Origin of the sequence: Streptomyces sp. NPDC048504 (assembly GCF_043200035.1) — a bacterium.
In the GTDB taxonomy this organism is placed as follows: Bacteria; Actinomycetota; Actinomycetes; order Streptomycetales; family Streptomycetaceae; genus Streptomyces.
In genome coordinates this window covers 156250-178267 of sequence record NZ_JBICXA010000006.1, presented here as the reverse complement: position 1 = coordinate 178267, position 22018 = coordinate 156250, and the positions used below count along the sequence as shown (strand labels likewise).

General features: G+C 70.3%; 24 protein-coding genes and 1 pseudogene. 10 read left to right on the top strand and 15 right to left on the bottom strand.

The features are described from left to right. The first annotated feature begins 102 nt into the window (after positions 1 to 102). Positions 103 to 2085, top strand: coding sequence for an aconitate hydratase (locus tag ACGFY9_RS16835; protein ID WP_393755264.1), 1983 nt, complete (start codon positions 103 to 105; stop codon positions 2083 to 2085). Positions 2086 to 2144: 59 nt separating this feature from the next. Here the strand turns inward: ACGFY9_RS16835 and ACGFY9_RS16830 are convergent, their stop codons facing one another. Beyond that, entirely contained in the window at positions 2145 to 3263 is a 1119-nt protein-coding gene (locus ACGFY9_RS16830; protein ID WP_393754798.1) for an acetate/propionate family kinase, read from the bottom strand. Between the two features lie 275 nt (positions 3264 to 3538). Between ACGFY9_RS16830 and ACGFY9_RS16825 the strand changes: the two genes are divergently transcribed. Next, entirely contained in the window at positions 3539 to 4315 is a 777-nt protein-coding gene (locus ACGFY9_RS16825) for a thiamine pyrophosphate-dependent enzyme (RefSeq protein WP_393754796.1), read from the top strand. Continuing rightward, on the top strand, positions 4228 to 4497 hold the full coding sequence (locus ACGFY9_RS16820; protein WP_393755262.1) for a hypothetical protein: 270 nt from the start codon (positions 4228 to 4230) through the stop codon (positions 4495 to 4497). Before ACGFY9_RS16825 ends, ACGFY9_RS16820 begins: the two co-directional genes overlap by 88 nt. A gap of 10 nt (positions 4498 to 4507) precedes the next feature. Here the strand turns inward: ACGFY9_RS16820 and ACGFY9_RS16815 are convergent, their stop codons facing one another. Then, complete coding sequence (locus ACGFY9_RS16815; RefSeq protein WP_393754794.1) at positions 4508 to 4756, bottom strand: WhiB family transcriptional regulator; 249 nt, start codon at positions 4754 to 4756, stop codon at positions 4508 to 4510. A 135-nt stretch (positions 4757 to 4891) separates the two neighbouring features. Then, positions 4892 to 5200 carry an ANTAR domain-containing protein gene (locus ACGFY9_RS16810; protein ID WP_393754792.1) on the bottom strand — a complete coding sequence of 103 codons (309 nt, stop codon included), beginning with the start codon at positions 5198 to 5200 and terminating at the stop codon, positions 4892 to 4894. A 264-nt stretch (positions 5201 to 5464) separates the two neighbouring features. Between ACGFY9_RS16810 and ACGFY9_RS16805 the strand changes: the two genes are divergently transcribed. Both ACGFY9_RS16805 and ACGFY9_RS16800 read left to right on the top strand, forming a co-directional pair. After that, positions 5465 to 5839, top strand: coding sequence for a helix-turn-helix transcriptional regulator (locus ACGFY9_RS16805; RefSeq protein WP_393754790.1), 375 nt, complete (start codon positions 5465 to 5467; stop codon positions 5837 to 5839). A gap of 593 nt (positions 5840 to 6432) precedes the next feature. Beyond that, positions 6433 to 7989 carry a cytochrome bc complex cytochrome b subunit gene (locus tag ACGFY9_RS16800; protein WP_393754789.1) on the top strand — a complete coding sequence of 519 codons (1557 nt, stop codon included), beginning with the start codon at positions 6433 to 6435 and terminating at the stop codon, positions 7987 to 7989. On the opposite strand, the gene ACGFY9_RS16795 is transcribed toward ACGFY9_RS16800, so the two are convergent. Then, positions 7907 to 8311, bottom strand: a complete 405-nt coding sequence (locus tag ACGFY9_RS16795) for a cytochrome c oxidase subunit 4 (RefSeq protein ID WP_393754787.1) — start codon at positions 8309 to 8311, stop codon at positions 7907 to 7909. The two genes, ACGFY9_RS16800 and ACGFY9_RS16795, sit on opposite strands and share 83 nt — an antisense overlap. Further along, positions 8308 to 9978 (bottom strand): cytochrome c oxidase subunit I, encoded by a 1671-nt coding sequence (ctaD, locus tag ACGFY9_RS16790; RefSeq protein ID WP_393754785.1) that lies wholly within the window; start codon positions 9976 to 9978, stop codon positions 8308 to 8310. Before ctaD ends, ACGFY9_RS16795 begins: the two co-directional genes overlap by 4 nt. Before the next feature lie 289 nt (positions 9979 to 10267). Between ctaD and ACGFY9_RS16785 the strand changes: the two genes are divergently transcribed. Beyond that, positions 10268 to 10645, top strand: coding sequence for a DUF6479 family protein (locus ACGFY9_RS16785; protein ID WP_393754783.1), 378 nt, complete (start codon positions 10268 to 10270; stop codon positions 10643 to 10645). 134 nt (positions 10646 to 10779) lie between these two features. On the opposite strand, the gene ACGFY9_RS16780 is transcribed toward ACGFY9_RS16785, so the two are convergent. The 3 genes from ACGFY9_RS16780 to ACGFY9_RS16770 all read right to left on the bottom strand — a co-directional run bounded on the left by ACGFY9_RS16780 (position 10780) and on the right by ACGFY9_RS16770 (position 13147). Continuing rightward, positions 10780 to 11517 (bottom strand): GAF domain-containing protein, encoded by a 738-nt coding sequence (locus ACGFY9_RS16780; protein ID WP_393754781.1) that lies wholly within the window; start codon positions 11515 to 11517, stop codon positions 10780 to 10782. 51 nt (positions 11518 to 11568) lie between these two features. After that, positions 11569 to 12333, bottom strand: a complete 765-nt coding sequence (locus tag ACGFY9_RS16775) for a GAF and ANTAR domain-containing protein (RefSeq protein WP_393754779.1) — start codon at positions 12331 to 12333, stop codon at positions 11569 to 11571. 208 nt (positions 12334 to 12541) lie between these two features. Further along, on the bottom strand, positions 12542 to 13147 hold the full coding sequence (locus ACGFY9_RS16770; protein WP_393754777.1) for a gamma carbonic anhydrase family protein: 606 nt from the start codon (positions 13145 to 13147) through the stop codon (positions 12542 to 12544). A 220-nt stretch (positions 13148 to 13367) separates the two neighbouring features. On the opposite strand from ACGFY9_RS16770, the gene ACGFY9_RS16765 reads away from it, so the two are divergent. After that, positions 13368 to 14216: an EamA family transporter gene (locus tag ACGFY9_RS16765; protein ID WP_393754775.1), complete on the top strand. Its 849-nt coding sequence runs from the start codon at positions 13368 to 13370 to the stop codon at positions 14214 to 14216. 20 nt (positions 14217 to 14236) lie between these two features. Here the strand turns inward: ACGFY9_RS16765 and ACGFY9_RS16760 are convergent, their stop codons facing one another. Continuing rightward, complete coding sequence (locus ACGFY9_RS16760; RefSeq protein ID WP_393754773.1) at positions 14237 to 15775, bottom strand: CHAD domain-containing protein; 1539 nt, start codon at positions 15773 to 15775, stop codon at positions 14237 to 14239. A gap of 225 nt (positions 15776 to 16000) precedes the next feature. On the opposite strand from ACGFY9_RS16760, the gene ACGFY9_RS16755 reads away from it, so the two are divergent. From ACGFY9_RS16755 to ACGFY9_RS16745, 3 genes are all read left to right on the top strand, one after another. Beyond that, the gene (locus tag ACGFY9_RS16755) at positions 16001 to 16264 is read left to right on the top strand and encodes a DUF5133 domain-containing protein (RefSeq protein ID WP_393754771.1); all 264 of its coding nucleotides are present in this window, start codon (positions 16001 to 16003) and stop codon (positions 16262 to 16264) included. After that, positions 16261 to 16683, top strand: coding sequence for an SsgA family sporulation/cell division regulator (locus tag ACGFY9_RS16750; RefSeq protein ID WP_393754769.1), 423 nt, complete (start codon positions 16261 to 16263; stop codon positions 16681 to 16683). The genes ACGFY9_RS16755 and ACGFY9_RS16750 overlap by 4 nt, the downstream gene beginning before the upstream one ends. 130 nt (positions 16684 to 16813) lie before the next feature. Beyond that, positions 16814 to 17470 carry an endonuclease gene (locus tag ACGFY9_RS16745; RefSeq protein WP_393754767.1) on the top strand — a complete coding sequence of 219 codons (657 nt, stop codon included), beginning with the start codon at positions 16814 to 16816 and terminating at the stop codon, positions 17468 to 17470. A gap of 37 nt (positions 17471 to 17507) precedes the next feature. On the opposite strand, the gene ACGFY9_RS16740 is transcribed toward ACGFY9_RS16745, so the two are convergent. From ACGFY9_RS16740 to ACGFY9_RS16715, 6 genes and pseudogenes are all read right to left on the bottom strand, one after another. Next, entirely contained in the window at positions 17508 to 17870 is a 363-nt protein-coding gene (locus tag ACGFY9_RS16740) for an STAS domain-containing protein (protein ID WP_393754765.1), read from the bottom strand. A gap of 178 nt (positions 17871 to 18048) precedes the next feature. Continuing rightward, a complete protein-coding gene (locus ACGFY9_RS16735; protein WP_393755260.1) occupies positions 18049 to 18387 on the bottom strand; it encodes a PRC-barrel domain-containing protein in 339 nt (112 codons plus the stop codon). 34 nt (positions 18388 to 18421) lie between these two features. Continuing rightward, the gene (locus tag ACGFY9_RS16730) at positions 18422 to 18904 is read right to left on the bottom strand and encodes an SRPBCC family protein (RefSeq protein WP_393754763.1); all 483 of its coding nucleotides are present in this window, start codon (positions 18902 to 18904) and stop codon (positions 18422 to 18424) included. Positions 18905 to 19040: 136 nt separating this feature from the next. Further along, entirely contained in the window at positions 19041 to 19226 is a 186-nt protein-coding gene (locus ACGFY9_RS16725) for a hypothetical protein (protein WP_393754762.1), read from the bottom strand. Positions 19227 to 19740: 514 nt separating this feature from the next. Then, positions 19741 to 20868 (bottom strand): annotated as a pseudogene (locus ACGFY9_RS16720) (aromatic acid exporter family protein); the annotation flags it as partial. A 119-nt stretch (positions 20869 to 20987) separates the two neighbouring features. Beyond that, positions 20988 to 21941 carry a magnesium and cobalt transport protein CorA gene (locus ACGFY9_RS16715; RefSeq protein WP_393754760.1) on the bottom strand — a complete coding sequence of 318 codons (954 nt, stop codon included), beginning with the start codon at positions 21939 to 21941 and terminating at the stop codon, positions 20988 to 20990. Positions 21942 to 22018: the final 77 nt, after the last annotated feature.

The following is a 22018-nucleotide window of genomic DNA, read 5'->3' as shown; positions in this document are numbered from 1 at the left end:
CCGCAGCTCCGTCCCAGTCTGCTGTGAGACCCGCCCCGTTCAGGGGTCGGCATGTCGGGTACGCGTGAGTCGGTCCGAAAACGGCAACGGGAGGTCGGCGGGATGGTGGCCCAGCAGACGGCCGGTGGCACGGTGGCGCACCGGCTCATCGAGGAGCACCTGGTGACGGGGCGGATGATCCCCGGCGAGGAGATCGGTCTGCGGATCGATCAGACGCTCACCCAGGACGCCACCGGGACGCTGGTGATGCAGGAGCTGGAGGCCCTCGGCCTCGACCGGGTGCGCACCGAGGTCAGCGTGCAGTACGTCGACCACAACATCCTCCAGGCGGACGAGCGCAACGCGGAGGACCACGTCTTCCTCCGGTCCGCGGCCCGCCGCTTCGGCCTGTGGTACTCGAAACCCGGCAACGGCGTCTCGCACCCCACCCACATGCAGCACTTCGGCGTGCCGGGCCGGAGCCTGGCCGGGTCGGACTCCCACACGTGCGCGGCCGGCTCGCTGGGCATGCTGGCCATCGGCGTCGGCGGCCTCGAGGTGGCGCTGGCGATCGCCGGGCAGCCGCTGTACGTGCGGATGCCGCAGGTCTGGGGCATCCGGCTCACCGGCGCCCTGCCCGACTGGGTCAGCGCCAAGGACGTGATCCTCGAACTGCTGCGCCGCCACGGGGTCAAGGGCGGGGTCGGCCGCATCCTGGAGTACCACGGGCCGGGCCTGGACCGCCTGACCGCGATGGACCGGCACGTCATCGCCAATATGGGCGCCGAACTCGGCGCCACCACCTCGGTCTTCCCCGCCGACGACGCCGTACGGTCCTTCCTGCGGGCCGAGGGCCGCGAGCGGGACTTCCGCGAGCTGACCGCCGAGCCCGACGCGCGCTACGACCTGGAGGAGGAGATCGACCTCTCCGCCCTCCAGCCGCTGATCGCCAAGCCCACCTCACCGGGCAATGTCGTACCGGTACGGGAGGTGGCGGGCGAGCCGGTCGAACAGGCGGTCATCGGCTCCTCGGCCAATCCGGGGCTGCGTGACTTCATGGTGCCCGCGGCCATGGCCCGTGGCCGTCAGACCGCCGCAGGCGTGAGCTTCGACGTCAATCCCACCTCCCGCGAGATCCTCCAGGACCTCACCCGCGCCGGGGCCACCTTCCACCTGGTGGCGGCCGGTGCGCGGCTGCACCAGGCCGGCTGTCTGGGCTGCATCGGTATGGGGCAGGCCCCGACCAGCGGGCGCAACTCACTGCGTACGTTCCCGCGCAACTTCCCCGGCCGTTCCGGCACCGAGGACGACGCGGTCTGGCTCTGCTCCCCCGAGACCGCGACCGCGTCCGCCCTCACCGGGACGATCACCGACCCGCGCGACTGGGCCGCCGACCGCCATGTGCCGTACCCGGCGGTGGAGTTGCCCGAGCGGGCCACGGTCAACACGGCCATGCTGGAGGCGCCCCTCCCCCCGGACGAGGCCGCCGAGATACAGCTGGTACGCGGGCCCAACATCTCCGCCCTGCCCGACCTCGACCCGCTGCCCGACACCATCGACGCACCCGTCCTGATCAAGGCGGGCGACGACGTCTCCACCGACGAGATCTCCCCGGCCGGCGCCAAGGCCCTGCCGTACCGCTCCAACGTCCCCAAGCTCGCCGAGTTCACGCTCACCCGGCTCGACGCCGAGTACCCCCACCGCGCCGCCGAACTCCGCGACCACGGCGGCCACGTGATCGTCGCCGGCGAGAACTGGGGCCAGGGCTCCTCCCGCGAACACGCCGCGATCACGCTGCGCCACCTCGGACTGCGCGCCGTCCTCGCCCAGTCCTACGCCCGTATCCACTGGCAGAACCTCGCCAACTTCGGTGTCCTGCCCGCCGAGTTCGACGACGCCGGCGACCGCGACCGCATCGAGCGGGGCGACCGACTCCGCATCGAGGGACTGCACCGGGCTCTCGCCCCCGACGGCCCGTCCACCCTGACCGTCCACAACACCACCCGCGACGAGACCTACGGGCTTCACCACCACCTGTCGCCCCGGCAACGCGAGGCGATCCTCGCCGGCGGGATCATCCCCGCGTTGGCCAGGAGCGCGGCTTGAGTCGTAGGGGCAGCTGAGACGGCGGTTCCGCAACCACGTGTGTCACAGGGACGGACGCCTCAGCGGCGGCGGGCCAGGACGGCTCGGGTCTCCAGGTCGACCTGCTGGGCCTCTCCCGTGGGGACGACGACGACCGGGACCCGCGCCCCCGGATCGCTGATGATCTCCGGGCGTTCGGCGACGACCGCCCGCAGGCCGCCGGCGAGGCCGAGCGCGGGCAACCCCGCGCACACCTCCTCGCGCACCTCGGGCTGGTCCTCGCCGATCTCCCCGGTGAAGACCAGGGCGTCGAGCCGGTCCAGGGACGCGGTCATCGCGGCGATGCCTCGGCGGCAGTGGTGGGTGAAGACGTCCAGGGCGAGTTCGGCCCGCTCATCTCCTGCCGCCCGGCTGCGGACGAGGTCACGGGTGTCGTCCGAGGTGCCGGAGAGGGCGAGCAGTCCGGAGTCGTGGTTCAGCGCGTGCTCGATGCCGTCCGCGGACAGGCCGTGCCGGGTCTGTAGCCAGGTCAGGGCGCCGGGGTCGACGCTGCCGCTGCGGTGGCTCATCACCAGGCCCTCCAGCGGTGTGAACCCCATCGTCGTGTCGACGCCGCGCCCGTCGCGCACGGCGCAGGCGGAACAGCCGCCGCCGAGGTGGCAGATCACCAGGTGGAGCTGTTCCGCGCGGCGGCCGAGGAGTTCGGCGGCCCGGTCCAGCGCCCACGCGTAGGAGAGGCCGTGGAAGCCGTAGCGGCGTAGTCCGTAGTCCTCGCGCCAGGGGGCGGGCACCGCGTACTCGCGCGCGGCGGCGGGCAGACCGGTGTGGAAGACGGTGTCGAAGCAGGCGACGTGCGGGACGTCGGGCAGCAGCTCGCGGGCCGCGTCCAGCACGGTGAGGGCCGGCGGGACGTGCAGGGGCGCGAGGTCGGCCACCCGGTCCAGACGGGCGCGGACCTCGTCGTCGACCAGGGTGTGGCGGGACAGCTCCGGTCCGCCGTGGACGATGCGGTGACCGACGGCCGTCGGAGCGGGCGCCTTGTCCAGTAGCCGCCGTAGCGAGTCCGGGGTGTCGTCGCCGGGCGGGGAGTCGCTGTGATGTTCGGCCTGGACCATGCCGTCACGGCCGAACACCGTCAGCCTCAGGCTCGACGATCCGGCGTCGGCCACCAGGACCGGGCTGTCGCTCCGTATCGACACGTTCATCCTTTCCCGGGAGGGGGGCTGCGAGGAAGCACAAGGGTGCGGACGTGTGTGCCGCAGGGCCGCGGGTACCCGGGGCGGCCTGACGGAAAACGGAAAGGTGTCCAGATGAGCCCGGCAGACCAGGACGGTTCGGCGTACCGTCGAGCGGCCGACTACGTGGCCGCCACCCTGATCTTCCTGCGGGACAACCTGCTGTTGCGGGAGCCCCTGCGGCCGAGCACCTCAAGCCCCGGCTGCTGGGCCACTGGGGCTCCTGCCCGGGGATCACCATGGTGTACGCGGCGTTCAACACGCTCGTCCGCGAGCGGGACACCGACGTCCTGCTGGTGACCGGGCCCGGTCACGGCGCTCCCGCCAACCACGCGAACCTGTGGCTGGAGGGCACCCACGAGGAGTACGACCCGGCACTCGCCCGCGACGAGGCGGGGCTGACCGAGCTGGCCCGCCGCTACTGCGCCCCCGAGGGCTTCCCGAGCCACCTGTCCCCGGCGGTGCCGGGCACGATCCACGAGGGCGGTGAACTCGGCTACGCGCTGGCCACCGCGTTCGGTGCGGCGCTGGACGCTCCCGACCGGCTGGTGGCCTGCGTCGTCGGCGACGGCGAGGCGGAGACCGGGCCGACCGCCGCCGCCTGGCACTCCACCAAATTTCTCGACCCCGTGACCTGCGGAGCCGTCCTGCCCGTACTGCACCTGAACGGCTACAAGATCTCCTCGCCCACCCTGTTCGCCACCATGACCGACGAGGAGCTGACCCATCTCTTCCGCGGCTACGGCTGGGACCCACGGATCGTGGACGTGACCGGCGGGCCGGACGGCGCCCCGGTCGCCGACGCCGTCCGTGACGCGCACACCGCCATCAGCTCGATCCAGGCTGCGGCCAGGAACGGCGACCGTCCCGTCCGCCCGACACCCCGGTCGTCCTCGCCTTCCACGGCTACCCGTCCGCCGTCCACCAACTGCTCCACGGCCGGGCCGACCCCGACCGCTTCCACGTCCGCGGCTACATCGAGGAAGGCACCACCACCACGCCCCACGACCTGCTGATCAGCAACGGCGTCTCACGGCACGACCTCGCCCTCACCGCCCTGCGACACCTGCGGGGCCGCCCGGCCGCCACCGGTGATCTGGCGGCGCGTTACGTCCATCGCCGCGACGAGATCCAACGCGAACTGCGCCGCACCGGCACCGACCCGTCCTCGGTCACCGAATGGACCTGGCAGACATAGCGCCTGGCGTTCACTCGTGAGCGTCCACCAAGGCAGCCGTCCTGCGCAGTTCGGCGCGCTCCCGCTCGCTCGTTCCGCCCCAGACGCCGTGTGCCTGGCCGCTGTCCATCGCCCAGTCGAGGCACTGTCGGATCACTGGGCAGCGGAAGCAGACACGCTTGGCGGCGAGTTCCTGCCGTAGTGCCGGTCCTGTGGAACTGAGGGGAAAGAACAGCTCCGGGTCCTCATGAGCACAGGCAGCCCGCCGAGCCCATTCCATGAACGCCTCCTCCATGACCTGTCCGCATTCGACTCGTCCGTCCGGATCCCGGCCCGAGTGCCCATGCGGGACGGCCGGAAACGGAAGGGCACCGGCAGGAAGGTCAACGACGTGGCGGAAAGGGCCTGTCGAGGTTCAGACTTCGCCGGCTTCCGCCGTCGGAGTCCGCGGAAGGGCGGCGACCGTCGCGGCCAGTCGCTGCTGGAGGACTTCGGACAGCGGAGGGCCGGTGACAGCGCCGACGATCTCTTCGGCCACGTGGTGCAGTTTGGTGTTCGTGTTCTGGGAGACCATGACGAGGACGTCCCAGGCCTGTTCGGGGGAGAGTCCGAAGGACGCCATCAGCACTCCGCGGGCGAGATCGATCGACGGCCGTGTCTGCATGGCCCGTCGCAGCTGAACGAGTTCGATGCGCGGATCCTGGTGCGCTTCGCCGAGGGACACGGATTCCTTCCAGGGGTGGGATGTCGGGCCGGACGACGCATCCGGCGGTTGTCGGGCGCTCGTGCTGTTCTCGTCCACGGGGCGTATCCCGCCGCACGGTGCCTCGTAGATGCAGGTTCCGACATGGCAGCAACTCCACTGGCATCCGTACGTGTCCACCTCGTGCCCGTCGGGGCTCCGTTCGAACACCATCGCATGTTAAATAATACACGAAACGAGTTTCAGTCTTCTGAATGCGTGAATCAAGAGGCGTAGGCTGTGAGCATGCACGGAGCACCGGAACCACATACCGGCTGGACGTTCCTGACCAACCACGCACGAGTGCTGGCCGCGATCTCGGCAGATCCCGCCACCCGCATCCGTGACATCGCCGCGCGTTGCCGTCTCACCGAGCGGGCGGTCCAGAAGATCGTGTCCGATCTGGAGGAGAGCGGCTTTCTCACCCACACGCGTCAGGGCCGCTCCAACGCCTACCGCATCGAGGAAGGGACCATCCTGCGCCACCCCGCCGAGGCGGGACTGACGGTGGCCGACCTGCTGTCCCTTCTGGCCCGGCACGACGCCGAACACGACGACGGACGGCCGGAACTCCAGGAGGCCGTACCCCCACAGGCGCGAAGCGCGGAAGCCGACTCGTGACGTCCGCGCCCGCCTTCGGATCGGGGAGGGCACGGGCGGCATAGGCTCGCTCGACGATGCCGACCGGGTTCCGGCCGTCGATGACGGGAAACCGCCGGACCCGCTGTTCCGGCACGGTACGGAGGGCGCCCTCGGCGTCTTCGTCCGCGCCGACGCGCTCGGCACCGGGTGTCATGATTCCTCGCCCCTTCGTCATGGGCTCGCTTCCTCCTCCTGCCGAGAGTCCAGGCGGGGCTCGGTGGACACGCTTCGGATTCCCGGCCCACGGATCGTGTAACGCGCACCGAGGCATCGGCGAGGGCGGTTCGAGGAGCACCGGACCCCCGTTCGGGCGCGCAGGGATGTCGCTCGGCGCGACCGGAGGGAGAGGGTGGGAGTATCCGGTGGCTCCGTCTCCGGAGAGACCCGGTACGTGTCCCCCGGCACCCGGCACGCACTGGTTCGGCCGCCGCGCGACTGTTCCGCGCAGTCGGGGTACTCGCCCGCCGCGATCTGCCGGCACGAGCACAAGCGCGCCGCGAGTGCGTGCGGAGGGAGGCGTCCGTGAGGGACGAACGGTGCGTGGGACTCACCGGGCAAGGTCCGGGGGCGGCATGAGGGCGGCGCGACCCGACCGGGACGAGGGAGCGTCGACGACCGAGTCACCCCGCTCTCCCGGCGAGCGTTTCGCGGACGCGGTCGATGCCCGGCTGCCGACGACGGACGGCGGCGGGCGGCTGCTCCGCAAGGCCTTCCCCGACCACTGGTCGTTCCTGCTGGGCGAGTTGGCGCTGTACAGCCTGCTCGTGCTGGTCCTGACCGGGGTGTGGCTGACGCTGTTCTTCAAGCCGGAGATGCGCGAGGTCACGTACAGCGGAGGATATGTGCCGCTGCGGGGGGTGCGGATGTCGGAGGCGTTCGACTCCACCCTGCACATCAGCTTCGACATCCGCGGCGGGCTTCTTGTCCGGCAGATGCACCACTGGGCGGCTCTTGTCTTCGTCGGCGCGATCGGTGTGCACCTGTTGCGGATCTTCTTCACCGGCGCCTTCCGCAGGCCCCGCGAGGTCAACTGGCTGATCGGCGTCACCCTGTTCATGCTCGCGCTCGCCGAGGGCTTCGCCGGTTACTCGCTCCCCGACGACCTGCTCTCCGGAACGGGACTCCGTATCGCGCAGGGCATCATGCTGTCGATCCCCGTGGTCGGCACGTACGTGAGCATGTTCGTGTTCGGGGGCGAGTTCCCCGGTCACGACATGATCTCCAGGCTCTACGGGCTGCACATCCTGGTGCTGCCGGGCGCGCTGATCGCTCTGGTCACCGTCCATCTGATCCTGGTCGTCTACCTGAAGCACACCCAGTGGCGCGGACCGGGAAAGACGAACCGGAACGCCGTCGGCAAACCGTTCTTCCCCCAGTTCATCGCCTCCTCCGGCGGTCTGTCCCTCATGGTCTTCGGTGTGCTCGCCCTGCTCGGCGGGCTCGCCCAGATCAACCCGGTGTGGGTGTACGGGCCCTACCGCCCCGACCAGGTGTCGACCGGCTCCCAGCCCGACTGGTACGTCGGTTTCCTGGAGGGCGCGCTACGGCTCGTACCGCCCTGGGAGACGAACATCGCCGGGCACACCGTCATGTGGAACGTGCTGCTTCCGGCGGTCGTACTGCCCCTGCTGCTCTTCGTCGTCCTGTACCTGTACCCGTTCGTGGAACAGCGGGTGACGGGCGAGTGGCACCAGGAGCACCACCTCTGCGACCGGCCGCGTGAACGTCCCGTCCGCACCGGACTCGGCGTCGCCGGCATCACCTTCTACGGCGTGCTGCTGCTGGCCGGCGGCAACGACGTGGTGGCCCAGACGTTCCGCATCTCGGTCAACGCGCTGACCTGGATCCTGCGCATCGCCCTCGTGGTGGCCCCCGTCGTGGCGTTCGTGGTGACGCGCTGGCTGTGCCACGCCCTGCTGCGGACGGAGCAGGAGACGTTGGAGGAGGGCGAGGAGACGGGAGAGGTACGGCAGTCCGTCTCGGGCGGCTACGAGAGCGGGCACCGCCCGGTCGAGACGTTCCGTCCCGGAGCGCCCCGGGCGCCGCTCAGCCCTCCTGACGGTCACCCCGGCCCGCGTACTGGAACACCATCCCCAGAACACCGCGAGCCAGCACCCCGGCACCGATGAGGAAGAGCCACAGCCCGAAGACGACCCCGGTGCTCAGCAGGGCGAAGCCGAAGGCGGTGACGACGGGCCACGGGCTCTTGGCCGGGAAGAACTCCAACGGGCCCGCGCCGTCCGCCACTTCGGCGTCGCTCCGGTCCTGCGGGCGGCGCCCCTTGCGCCGGTAGTGCGTCCCGCAGAAGAACGCGATCATGGCGGCCATCAGGAACGCCACCACCAGCGCCGCCGTACCGGGCGGGTCCCAGTGGGACCAGTAGCCGTAGAGGACGGCGGAGCCCGCGAAGAACACCGCGACGCCGCCGAACAGGAACGCTTCGACCTTCATCGTTGGCCCTCCTCTTTCGCCACCCGGACGATGTCGGGGTGGTGCAGGTCGAAGGCGGGGGACTCCGAGCGCACCCGCGGCAGCGCCACGAAGTTGTGGCGGGGCGGGGGGCAGGAGGTAGCCCATTCCAGCCCGCGTCCGAAGCCCCAGGGATCGTCCTCGGAGACCTTCTTGCCGTACCGGGCCGTGTGCCACACGTTGTAGAGGAACGGCAGGGTCGAGACGCCGAGCAGGAAGGCGCCGGTCGACGACAGCGTGTTGAGGAGCGTGAAGCCGTCGGCGGGCAGATAGTCCGCGTACCGGCGGGGCATGCCCTCCTCGCCGAGCCAGTGCTGCACCAGGAACGTGAGCTGGAAGCTGGGGAACAGCAGCCAGAAGTGCACTTTGCCGAGGCGCTCGTCCAGCATTTTCCCGGTGAACTTGGGCCACCAGAAGTAGAAGCCGCCGAACATGGCGAAGACGACGGTGCCGAACAAAACGTAGTGCAGATGCGCCACGATGAAGTACGAGTCGGTGACGTGGAAGTCGAGCGGCGGCGAGGCGATGAGCACGCCGCTCAGACCGCCCAGCAGGAACGACGTCAGGAAGCCCATCGCCCACAGCATCGGGGTCTCGAACGACAGCGACCCTCTGCGCATCGTGCCGATCCAGGCGAAGAACTTGATGCCGGTGGGCACGGCGATCAGGAACGACATGAGGGAGAAGAACGGCAGGAGCACCGCGCCGGTGGCGAACATGTGGTGCGCCCAGACGACGGCGGACAGCATGGTGATCGCGATCGTCGCACCGATCAGCGGAACGTACCCGAAGAGCGGTTTGCGGGAGAACACCGGAATGATCTCCGAGATGATCCCGAAGAACGGCAGGGCGACGATGTAGACCTCCGGGTGGCCGAAGAACCAGAACAGGTGCTGCCACAGCAGGGCACCGCCGTTGGCCGCGTCGAAGACGTGCGCCCCGAACTTCCGGTCCGCCTCAAGGGCGAGCAGGGCCGCGGTGAGTACCGGGAAGGCGGGCAGCACCAGGATCGACGTGAAGAGGATGTTCCAGGTGAAGATCGGCATCCGGAACATCGTCATCCCCGGGGCGCGCAGGCACAGGATCGTGGTGACGAAGTTGACGGCGCCGAGCGTCGTCGACACACCGGCCACCACGAGGCCCATCACCCACAGGTCACCGCCCGAGCCGGGTGAGTTGTACGCGCTGTTCAGGGGCGCGTACGCGAACCAGCCGAAGGCGGCGGCGCCCCCGGGGATCACGAAACCCGAGACGACCATCAGTCCGCCGAAGAGATACATCCAGTACGACAGGGCGTTCAGGCGGGGGAAGGCCACATCGGGAGCACCGATCTGCAACGGCATCACCGCGTTCGCGAACCCCGCGAACATCGGCGTCGCGAAGAGCAGCATCATGATGGTGCCGTGGATCGTGAACAGCTGGTTGTAGGTGTGCTCGTTCATGAACTGCAGCCCGGGGCGGGCGAGTTCGGCCCGCATGCCCATGGCGAGCAGACCCGCGAAGAGAAAGAAACAGAAAGCCGTGACCATGTACATCTTGCCGATCACCTTGTGATCGGTCGTGGTCGTCCAGCGCAACAGCGCCCGCCCCGGAGAGGCTGTGGACGCGGTCCGCGCGGCTGCGGCGCCGCGTTCCGAAAGTTCGGTCATGGTCCTCCTCCGTGGGCTGCCCGGGGCCGGCGGCGCGGCGGGAGGCGCGCGGACCGCGGAGCAGAAAAGCGATTCGCGAGTGCCCCTGCCACTCCGGCGGAAACCGCGGGCGGGTGAACTCCGTGCGGAGGAGCTCACCCGATGCCTCGGATCCGGGCAGCGACGCCGCTGGCCACGCCGTCCGGTGATCGTTCGGAGCGAGACGTTATCCGCGCCCCTTCGTCAGTTGTGGGCGCCACGCCTTGGTGATCTGGAGTCTTCAATTCCCAAGAAGGGGTACTCGCCCACCATGAACGCGACATACACCACACACGGGGAAATCGCCCTCTCGAACGCGGCGTACGGCACGCTGGGTGCCTTCGTGGGCGGCCTCGTCATCGTCGGAGTGCTGGTGTGGGCCGTCCTGCTCGGCATCCGGGTGCGCCGCCGCGAACCTGGTCCGCCCAAGGCCCATGAGCATCCCACGCTGCCGGAATCCGGGCCCACGTATGAAAGCAGGGAGATCCGGGAGCCGAACGAGGTGCCCCGGGCGGACGACGAGAGCGAGCGCCTCAGGCCGCACCAACTCGGCCGTTCCGGCACCAAACGCAGTGACAAGCAGGAGCGCCCCCGCTGGGGCTCCGGATCCAGCGGCTCGTTCGGCGGCGGCGGGCCCGGCCCGACCTGAACCTCCCAGCGGCGGGAACCGATGGTCCGCCACCGCGGCGCGACCACGGGGCAAACCGCCTCGCACGTCGGGCAGCCGGCAGCTCACCCGACCGGTCCTGCTGCCCCAGGGGCTTCCCGATCAGTCCGCCGGGTTCACCTCTGGGGCTGCGCGTCGACGATCGCGGCCGGCGTGAGACCGCGGTTGACCAGAGCGTGGGCGGTGTCGGTGAGACGAACCCGCTGCCCGCTCGCATAGCCACTGAGCAGCCGGGCCGCCTCACCGATGGTGGCGCCCGCGTACTGCGCGACCATGCCCTTGGCGATCTCCAGCACGGCCTTCGACGCGATCACGCTCTGCACACGGGTGATGACCTCGTCGAGATGCTCCGGCTCCGCGGACCAGTGCATCAGGGCCAGCGCGGCTGAGTCCGCGAGGGCCTGCGCGAGATGTACGTCGTCCTCGGCCAGGCGGTCCGGGCTTCGGCGCAGCAGCGTGAGGGCGCCGAGCGGACGCGTGTGCAGGCGGACCGGGATCGCCTGCAGGGAGCCGTAGTCGGCTTCGATCATGGCGGTGACCAGCTTCGGCCAGCGCTCGTACTCGGCGGCGATGTCCGGGACGCTCACCGGCTCCCCGGTGCGGAAGCAGTCCATGCAGGGGCCCTGGCCGTTCTGCAGTTGCAGCAGTTCGGCGAAGGCCGCGTCCTCGTCGGTCGTCGCCATGGTCCGCAGGCTGCCGCGGGCGTCGGCGATCATCACGGCCGCCGCGTCCACGTCCAGCAGGTCCTGGCAGGCATGGACGAGACTGTGGAAAAGGTGCAGGGGGTCGAATCCCACGGCATAGGTGTCCGCCAGGACGACGAAAGCCTGCGCCAGCTGTCGCTCGCGGTTCATGCTCGCCTCCCCGGCGCTGTAGTTACGAGTCTGGTCACGTCTACCGGCCGGTCAGTCATCGCGGAGGTCCACGCGGCGGTCGATGACGGCCCGCGCGATCTCGGTGGAGGTTCGTCCCTGAGCGAAGGCGCGCGCCCGCAGACGCAGGAGCGCCTCCGAGGCACTCACTCCCAGCTGAACCATGATCATCCCGGTGGCCTGGTGGACCTCCTCCCGGTCCGACTCCGCTCCTGCCAGCCACGTTACGACCGCGTGGGGGTCCGGGGAAGCGTGATCGAGGGCGATGACGGCCAGGGTGACCGCGTCGGCGACCAGCAGGGCCGTGCGCGTGTCGTCCCGCCTCAACGCTCCGGGGGTCTCCCGGTACAGGTCCAGGGTGCCGAGCGCGCTTCCGGCACCCATCAAGGGCAGTGAGAAGACGGCCTCCACGCCGGCCCTGGCCGCCTGCACGGAGAACAGCGGCCAGCGCCTCCGTTCCGCGGCACGCGTCAGGTCCGTCCCGAACACCGGTGCCCGCAGTCGGACCGCCTCCCGGCACGGGCCTTCGCCGAGGGTGTACTGGATCTCCGCCAGCCGGGCCGCGACGTCGTCGCTGGCGAAGAGCACGACGCCCATGTCCGAACCGTCCGCCAGCACCGAGACCGACAGACCCGCCGCCGACGGAAGCAGCGCCACACAACTACGGCACAGCGCGTCGGGCACGTCGGACGGAGGCAACCCACGTACTCCGGCGATGAGTTCATGGGCGATGCGGGCACGCTCGACGTCCGCTTCCTGTTCGGCGTCCCCATCGCCCAACAGGTCGTCCCCCGCCATGACCATCACCTCCCCGGAGCGCTCCGTACAACGGTTTCACCCGATCTTGGCACAAGCAAGGAGCTGTGGCCCGAGCCGACGCCTGCGGGGAGGAGCACCCCGGGCATCCACCAACCCGTAGGGCTCCAGTCCTGTTCGGGTGCGCCGGCAGGTGCCGGTAGGCACAAGGGGTTCCGCTCCGGGGCCTCGTTCGTAGCCGTGCCCCCGCTCACAGCCCCTCGTGGCCGAGGACCGTGTCCTGACGATGGGAGCCGTAGAACTCGCTCTGTACGGCCATGATCTCGCGCATCGAGGTGCCACGGTCCACGCCGTACACCGTGCCCGGGAAGTCCAGCTCCCGCTGCACTGCCCAGATCTCCTCATGCCTCTCGGGAGAGAGCAGCCGGGCCGGGTCGCCCACCGCGATCCAGCCGATCGGTACCACGACACCCGCCTCGACGCGGGAATTGACCTGCACCACCGCGTTGATCCGTACCTCACCACCGGCCTCCACGACCGCGCCCGGAAACAGGGAGGCGCCGGTGGCGACGAAGACTTCGTCACGCAGCACCGCCCCGTTGACGTGTGCGTGGGGGCCGACCATGACGGCGTCCCCGATCAGCGCCGGGTGTGCGGAACGTCCGCGCACCAGCGCGTGTTCCATCACCACGGTGTTCTCACCGACGCTCACCTCCCCGTCCTCCGCCGTCAGCACAGCCCCGTGCAGCACCCTCGTCCCCTCGCCCAGGACGACAGCCCCGCACAGAGTGGCGGACGGCGCGACATAGGCCGAGTCCGCTACCACGGGCTTGCGACCCCGGTGCTCGATCAGCATGTGCGTCCCTTCTCTTCCGGCTACGACGGCTGCGGCCACCGCGACCGAAGTTCCCGAAGGTGACGGTCGGGTAGCCCTCGCTGCGGGCGTGAAACCACGGCCGACCATTGCGGGCTGTGCTGCCTGATTGTCGGGGTGTACGGGGGTAGGGGTGTCTCCATGTTCTTGGTGACCCGGCCTTGGTCAGCTCCGACAACCACCGTCGCGAGGGGCACATGCGATGGGTGAGTCTCTTGCCATGGCGTCCGCGCTGTGCTTCGGCATCACCCACTTCGTCAACGGTCTGCTGTCCCGGCGGGTCGACGGAATGACCGTCGCCCTCCATGCCCAACTCGGCGGGACCGTGCTGGCCTTGGTCCTGGCCGCGAGTATGCACGGCGGCTCCGCCTCGCTCGCGGACGACGGCTGGGGAGCACTGTCGGGCATCGGAACGGGGGTCGGCGTCGCGTTCCTCTACCGGGCGATGTCGCAGGGGGCGATGAGCGTCGTCGTGCCCGTGAGTGACGTCGGTGCCGTGGCGCTGCCGGTGCTGGTGGGCGTGGTGCTGCTCCGGGAACGCCCCGCCGCACTCGTGTGGGTGGGCATGGCCGCCGTACTGCCGGCGCTGTGGCTGGTCTCGCAGGACACAGCGGGCACTGCCGGGGAGAGAAAGGGGGCGATGTCCGAGGGTGTGCCGAGTGCCCTGGTGGCCGGCGTGGGGTTCGGTCTGCAGTTCCTGGCCATGGCTCAGGTGGACGGCGACAGCGGTCTGTGGCCGGTGGTGCTGAGCCGGGTGGTGTCGGTCGCTGTCATCGCCTGCGTGCTGGTGCCGTACGGCAGCCACTGGACCATGCCTACAGGCGCGTGGGCGGCAGCGGTCGCGGCGGGCATGATCGGGACGGCCGCCATCGTGCTCTACCTGGAGGCGACCGCACGGCAGCTCATGGCCGTGGCCACGGTGCTCTCGTCCCTTTATCCCGCCGTCCCCGTCGTCCTCGCGCTGCTGCTCCTGGGGGAACGGCTGAACCGCCGTCAGGGCTTCGGTCTGGTGTGCGCGGCACTGGCCATCGGTCTCATCGCCCTGCGCTGAGTCCCGCGCGGACGCCGTTCTCAACGGTTCAGGGCCTTACGCAACCGGCGCCGCGACGCCTCTCCCCACACGGTCGGCAGTTCCCGTTCGTCCCGGTCGGCCGCGGCCTGCTCCTGGCCGTACAACAGGCCCCAGGTGAAGCCGGGTTCGCCGGCCGTGTGTGCCGCCACGGCCACCTTTCGCAGCGCGTCGCGGGCCACGACGCTGTCCTGGTGGTCGCCGAGCACCTGCTGGACGGCCTTGACCCGCTTGCCCAGCCGCTTGGCGGGTTTGCCGAGTGAGCCGCGCGCCGGCTCCGTGGCGTACCGCGTCTTCTTGGCCGCCTTGCGGGCCTCGTGGAGGGCCTTGTCGCGTTCCGTTCCCGGCGGGAGTTCCAGCGCGTGGGCCATGCGGTCGGACAGGCGGCCGTACTCCTTGAGGATCGCTTTGGCCATGACCTTCTCCGGCTGCCGGGCGGCTTTGGCACGCAGCGGGGGTCGTTCCGTCAGCGTGGCCAGACGGTTCAGAAGGGCCAGGTAGCGGGGCGAGTTCAGGGCGGCGAGTGTGCGCAGGCGGGCCTCGGAGGTGTTGCCGATGTCCCATATCTGTACGCGTGCGGAGACGGACCCGAGGACGAGTTCCCCGGGCAGCGCCTCGATCCTCGCGCCCAGTCGCTCCCGGAGGACCTCCTGGTCGCGTTCCGCGCCCAGTTCGTTGCCCAGCCATTTGAGTTCCTGGCGAACGGGATCGGTGACCTTCCGGTCCAGGACCGACCGGTAGGACCGCAGGACGCTGCGCAGCCGGCGGCAGGTGGTGCGCATCTGGTGCACGGCGTCGGGCAGGTCACGGCGGACCGCGGGATCCAGGTTCACCAGGGCGCGGACCCGTTCGTCCACATAGCGCAGGACCTCTTCACCCGCGGACCCCGGCACTACTGCCTCGGTACGTGCGTCGGGCACTCGGGGCACCCCGACGTCCGTCTCCTCCAGGGCGCGGGCCAGCTTGGAGGGGCTGTGCGCGCGGCCGATGCCGCTCGCGGCCAGGGCCTTCTCCACGGTGTCCAGCAGTTCGGGGTCGGTGTCCGAGGCGAGTTCGACCTCCATCTCGGTCCATGCGGCGCGCGTGCCCGTGCCGAGCAGGGACTCGGCACGGACCGCGTCGATGCTCAGCTCGGCGAGGGCCCCGCCCCCGGAGCCGACGAGCTGCCGTAGACCACGGGTGGAGCGGATACGGACCACCGGCCGCAGATCCGCACCGCGGGTACGCGAGAGGGCCAGCTCCCGCAAGGCGTCCGGGATGGTTTCGGACAGCGGTGCCCGCACCTCTTCCCTGCTGTCACCGGACAGCGGCAGCTTGAGGTGCCAGCCCGCGTCGCTCCCGCCCGTCCTTCGCCGGAGCGTGGCCGACGTGCCGGCCAGCCGCAGGTCGTCGGTGTCGTAGTACACGGCGTCCAGTTCCGCTGTGCCCTGATCCACGACGGAGTCGATTCCGTCCACGCCGGTGAGGTCCGGCAGCCATGCGGTGTCGTCGGCCGAGGGGGCTTCGTACTTTCGCTCGGTCTCTCGTTGTGACTCGGTCATGACGTTCGCGTACACGTCTGGGCCCCGGGCAAACACGGGCCGTCCCTTGTTGTGCCATCTGTTTCGGGGCGTACGGACGGGGCACACGGGAGCGCAGTCAAGTGCTTCGGCCGGCAGGCACGCTTCCTTCGCCCTCCGAGGAGTGTCATCGTGCCCTCCCCCTCTCGTCACGAACCCGACCCGACGAGCCCGGGTACCCCGCCGGAACGGTGGAGACCTCATGTGATGGTGCCGGACCCGGCAGTGCTGCGGCAGGCCCTCGACCACTACCTGGCGCTCTCGGCCGGCGGGGACCCGGCCGTCGCGGTCACCGCGCAGAACGCCGTCTACACCCTGTGTGTCCTGACCGGCACCCGCACCGTGGAGGAAGCCATGTCGGCAGTGCGTGTGCTGTGCCCGGAATCCATGACGACCGGACCTTCGCGGCCGAGGACGTCGATCGTCCCTACGGCCGAGAGCGGCTCCGGGCAGCCGGAGACCGTGACATGACCCAGCGCCCGGACGACCCGCAGCTGACGGTCGGCACGACCGGATTCGTGGTCCTCGAAGAGGACGAAGGGGCCCTCATCCCCACGGAGTTGGTCTACCGGCCGGACGACTGCCTGGCCGCGCGGCTGGTGCTGCTGGGACCCGAGGGACTGGAAGTCGGCTGGACCTTCGCGTGGGACCTGCTCGCCCGCGGCCTGATGTCCCCGGCCGGCGACGGAGACATCGCCGTACGGCCCGCACCGGGCCCGGTCGACGGCGTCGAGGTGAGCCTCGGCGCCCACTCCACCGCACGGGTGTGGCTGCCCGGGGAGGGCGTGGCGGAGTTCGTGCGGAAGGTGCGCGGGAGGGTCGGCCTCGACGCCCGACGTATCGCCCCGGCGCTCGACAAGGAACTCGCCACGATCACGAACGGAACGTAGTCGGCGGCACTTTCCACTCCTGGGCCAGGCGCGTTCGCGTCATTCCCCTTCTCCCCTTCTCTCCTCTTCGCCCGGATGCATCCGGGTACGCGAAACACCGTACGTACACAGTCTTCGGAGGTGGAATCGGATGGCCACGACCACCCGACGCGACGTGATGCGGGCGCTGTTGGACGCCCATGGCCGCACCTACGCCGACGAGGCGGGCATCCCGCTCAAGGACACGCCTCAGACGTTGTACCGGCTGCTCGTGCTCGCCTGTCTGCTCAGTGCGCGTATCCGCGCCGACATCGCGGTCGCCGCCGCCAAGGAGCTGGCCGCCGCCGGGATGCGTGATCCACGCCGGATGGCCGGGGCCACCTGGCAGCAGCGGGTCGACGCGCTCGGCCGCGGCGGCTACCGGCGCTACGACGAGCGCACCGCCACGCAGCTCGGCGACGGCGCGACGCTGGCCATCGAACGCTACGGTGGTGACCTGCGCAAACTGCGGGATGAGGCCGACGGCGACACGGCGACGATACGGCGCCTGCTCCAGGAGTTCCCCGGACTGGGACCGGCCGGCGCCGACATCTTCCTGCGGGAGGCACAGGCCGTCTGGCCCGGGACGGAGCCGTACCTCGACGCCAAAGCCCTCCAGGGTGCCCGTGCCCTGGACCTGCCCACCACACCCGCTGCGCTGCTCCGCCTTGCGGACGGCGCGGAGCCGGCCGTCCTGGCGGCGGCCCTGGTCCGCGTCGCCCTCGACAAGAAGGCCCCTGAGGCCATCCGCGAAGCCGCCAGCACCTGAGCCCGCTCCGCGATCCCCGTCCGAGAGATCAGAGAGATCAGTGGCCGAGGGCCTGCGGAAGAGTGGGGTAGCAGTCGATGAGTGCGTCGATGCCGACGAGTTGGATGGTGCGCAGGACGGATGGGGCAGCTCCGGCCAACCGCAGCCAGCCGTCCGCCTCGGCGAGGGTGTGGTGCACGGCGATGAGAACGTTGATGCCGCTGGAGTCCATGAACGTGACGTGGCGCAGGTCGACGACGACCCGAGGTGCCACGCCGTCCGGCAGGTCCAGCGCCTCTCTCAGCGAGCCGCCTGTCTCGTGGTCGATCTCTCCGGCCACCGTCACGACGAGGATGCCGTCGATCTTTTCGGTACGGACCGACAACCACGCGGGCTGCTCCGCCTGTTGGATGTCCACCATCTGTCCTCATCCGCGTCCATGCGCGTGGGGGCGCGTCGGGGTTTCGGGATTCTCATCCGGAGGAGTGCCCCCTGTCGCACGGTTGACACGCCCCGCCTGAGGCACTCCACGACGAAGGGGAAGGGGTGGGCCGGAGCCCGCTGCTCCGGCCCACCCCTCGCACACCCCGGCTCAGATCTCACGCACGGTGGCTCTCGTAATAGCTGCCGAGTTGCTCGTGGTAGCCCGCGTCACCGGTGTGCTTGTCCTTGTCGAACTCGGGAGCGTTCTTGATCTCCTCCTTCGTCCGGTCGACGTAGATCCTCTCCTCCGCCGTGTCGACGCCGGTGACGAGGCCGGCGGGGATCAGGACGTGCTTGCCGAAGATCCAGGCCCCGGTATCGACCACGAGGTGGGAGGCTCCGACGTCGTCGGAGTGCTTGTCGACCTTGCCGATACCGCCGTCGGTCGCCTCGACCTTGTAGCCGATCAGACTGGTGCCGGCGGTGTAGCCGACCGCCGCTTGGTAGCCCCACATGTCCACGTTCACGAATACATCTCCTCGGTCGACGTCAGAGGGACGTTCCGGGGTCCTCGGGCCGGATACGTCCGCGCCAGCCGCCCGTCTCGCCGCCGCGGTCCTCGATGTAGTCCTTGAACCGCCGCAGGTCCCCCTTGACCCGCCGGTCGATCACGCCCAGTACGTCCGCGGTCTTCTCCGCGACGCCGGTCGGCTCGACCTCCATGGTGAGTTCCACCCGGGTGTGCGCGTCGTCCAAGGGCTCGAAACGCACCGAGCCCCGCTGCCGCGTGTCGCCGTCCACGGAGCGCCAGGTGATCCGCTCGTCCGGCGCCTGGTCGACGATCTCGGTGTCGAACTCCCGCCGCACACCGCCGATGCTGGTGATCCAGTGGTTGTGCCGGTCATCGAGCTGCCGCACTTCCTCCACGCCTTCCATGAAGCGGGGGAAGTGCTCGAACTGGGTCCACTGGTTGTAGGCCGTGTGGACCGGCACACCGACGTCCACGGCTTCCTTGACGGTGCCTGTGCTCATTCGCTCCTCCTTCGATTGGGGGGTCGGTGGGGGGCCGTCCACGCCGGATCGGCGGATCAGTGGACCGACGCGGGTCCGGATCGCGTCGGGTACCCAGGGAGAGGGCATGAAGTCGTCCGGGCGTTCGACCGGACAGTCAGTCCGCGCTCCGGATGATGTTCGCCTCGGTGTCGGACTGCGCCACTGCGGGCGCGCTCTCGTCCGCGATGGCGGCGACGCAGGTCCGCACGCCCTTCCCCCGGCGGTGACGGGCCTTCGACCAGCCCGTCTCGGCGACGCGGATCGGTGATTTCGGCGTGGTGCGCGGGAGTTGAGTGGTCACGGTCGTTCATCTTCCTTCTGTGCCGCGGCGCTCTGCCCCTCGGAACGGGACAGAGGCTCATGGCGCGATGTCCTGGTGGTCGAGTTGCCCGCCGCGTCGCCCGCAAACCACTCCCCTCCGCACCCGCATTGCGTCCCAGCCGATCACTGCCGAGGGTGTGGCGGACCCAGACAGCCAGGAGTGTGCCGGTGAGCGCGGAGGAAACCGGCCAGGACGGCGGCCGTCACGGTCATGGTTCTCCGTCGGGTTCCGGGGTGGCCTGGGGGCGCTGACGGCGTACTGGATGGTGCGGTCCGTCCGGCACATGGAGACTTTTGTCAGCGCCGCCGCGATGTGCGCCCGCGGCCCGCTCTGCGCCATCCTCGGGCTGAGGCCGAGGCTCGTTCCCTCTCCCGTGCCCGTGGAGCGGTACGGGACGAGGAGGTGACGGTGCGCCTCGTCCCGTCGGCTGGTGTTCACCGCCGTCGAACCCTGCCGTCCCGCTCGCGGCCTGCGGCTCGGGGAGGTGCGCGGTGAGCCGGCCGGCCAGGCGGTGGGCCTGGGTCAGCAGGGTGCCGTAGGTGGCGAACTCGCCGGGGCTGCCCGGCTCCGCCCGGGTCACGTGGTGGCGCAGGACGTCGAGCGTGCGGTGCAGTTCCCGTACGGCCTGACGCAGTTCGCGCTCGCCCTGGCGGCCGAAACGGCTCTGGTCGTAGAGGCGGAGGGTGTCGGCGGTGCGGCGCAGGAACACGGCGTAGCGGCGGGCGAGGGCGGGGTGGGGCCGTGCGGCCGCACCGGCTTCGGCCACGGCCTCCAGGACGGTACGGGTCACGTCGGCTGTGTGAAGCGCGGCGTGGTCCAGGACCACCACCGCGTCGTCGTAGTCCTCGCCGGGAGGGGGCGTCGGGCCGGTGCGGCGGCGGAGGTTGACGCGCAGGCTTTCCCGGCTGGTGTTCAGGGCGCTGCGTGCCTGGCCGACCAGGCGTTGCAGACGCAGGGCGCGCTCGTGGCAGGCGCCGGTCTCCTGGGCGTCCCACTTCCCTTCGTCGAGGCCGTCGGCCACGGCGTGAAGGATGTCGTGCGTCTCGCGGAGGGCGTCCCGCAGGGCGGTGCGGGCATCGCGCAGGTAGAGCGGGGGGCGGATCAGCGCGTTGACGGTGATACCGACCACCGCGCCGAAGACGGCCTCGCCGATACGGGCAGCGGCGGCGGGGACGGTGACGGATCCTCCGGTGAGGACGAACAGGGCGCCGGTGGCGGCGTAGATGCCCTGGCTGCCCAAGCGCCGCCACTGCCCCAGCAGCACGGTCGTGGGCAGGACCAGCGCCATCGCCGTCATCGTGTCGTGCAGCAGCAGTGCCGCGGCGGTGGCCACGGCCGTCCCGGTGGCGATCGCCGCGAGTTGCTGCAGCCCGTACGCGATGGACCGGTAGACGGTGGATTCCACCAGCACGATCGCCACCCAGGGGGCGACGAACGCCATGGGCGCGTCGAGCCACCGGCCGACCACCGCCCAGGCGATCCAGGCGGCCAGGGCCGCCTTGCCCGCCTGCACGGCCAGGTCCCGCTCCCGGCTCGGACCCGCCCACGCCCGCCCGATCGCCTGCCCGGCGGCCCGTATCTGGCGCCGCCCTCTTCGCACCACGGCTCGTATCGCATGCATGGAAGTCCAGGTGCCACCGATCGGCGGCACCTATGCCGACTGTCCCGGTCGGCCCCGGGAAGGTGTCGGGCCGGCTCCGGCCGGCCGGTCGGGCCGCCGGACCGGGACGCGGTTCACTGTCACAGCCAGCCGTTGCGGCGGAACGCCCGGTACAGCAGTCCGGCTCCTAGTGCCATCACGGCGAGCGCGCACGGGTAGCCGTAGCGCCAGTCCAGTTCGGGCATGTGGGCGAAGTTCATGCCGTAGATCCCGGCGACCGTGGTGGGGACGGCGAAGAGGGCCGCCCAGGCGCTGATGCGGCGCATGTCGTCGTTCTGCCAGGTGCCCACCTTCGCGAGATGGGCGTCGAGGACGGAGCCGAGCAGGTCGTCCAGGGCACGGACCTCGGTGTCGGTGCGGGAGAGGTGGTCGGTGACGTCACGGAAGTACAGCGCGGCCTCGCGCGGCCAGTCGTCCCGCTCCTGGGCGAAGGGCCGCATGACCGGGACCAACGGCCCGATGGCGTCCCGGAACTCCACCACCTCGCGTTTGAGCGAGTAGATCCGCTCGGTGAGATCGTCCCGGGCGGGTGAGAACACGCACCGTTCCAGGTCCGTCAGGTCGGTCCGTGCCTGGGCGGCGGCCTGTGCGTAGTCGTCGACGATCACATCGGGCACCACGTGCAGGACGCTGACCGGCCCGAGCCCTGTCATCTGCGGCTGCCCCGCGAGCCTGCGTGCGGCCTCGACGGTGGGATCGTTCGCGCCGTGCCGTACGGTCAGCGCGAAGGACGGCCCGAGGAAGATCATCACCTCGCCGGTCTCCACATCCGCGCTCTCCTCGACGAACCACACCGTCTTCACCGCGATGGCGAGCACGTCGCCGTAGCGCTCCCGCTTCGGACGCTGATGGGCGTGGACGGCGTCCTCGACGGCCAGCGGGTGCAGTTTCAGGTACTCGCCGAGCTGCCGCAGATCCTCCTGACGGGGTTCGTCCACGCGGATCCAGGCGAACTCGGCGGGCTTCAGCGCGGTCACCCGGTCCAGGGTGGCCTTGCATCCGCCGTCCTCTGCCGGCAGTCGACCTGCTCGCACTCACCGGTCCGCTCCTGGTAGATCGAGCACTCCATGCCCCTCCGAGTGCTTCCGCCGCCCCGTTCCATGCTCCGGAA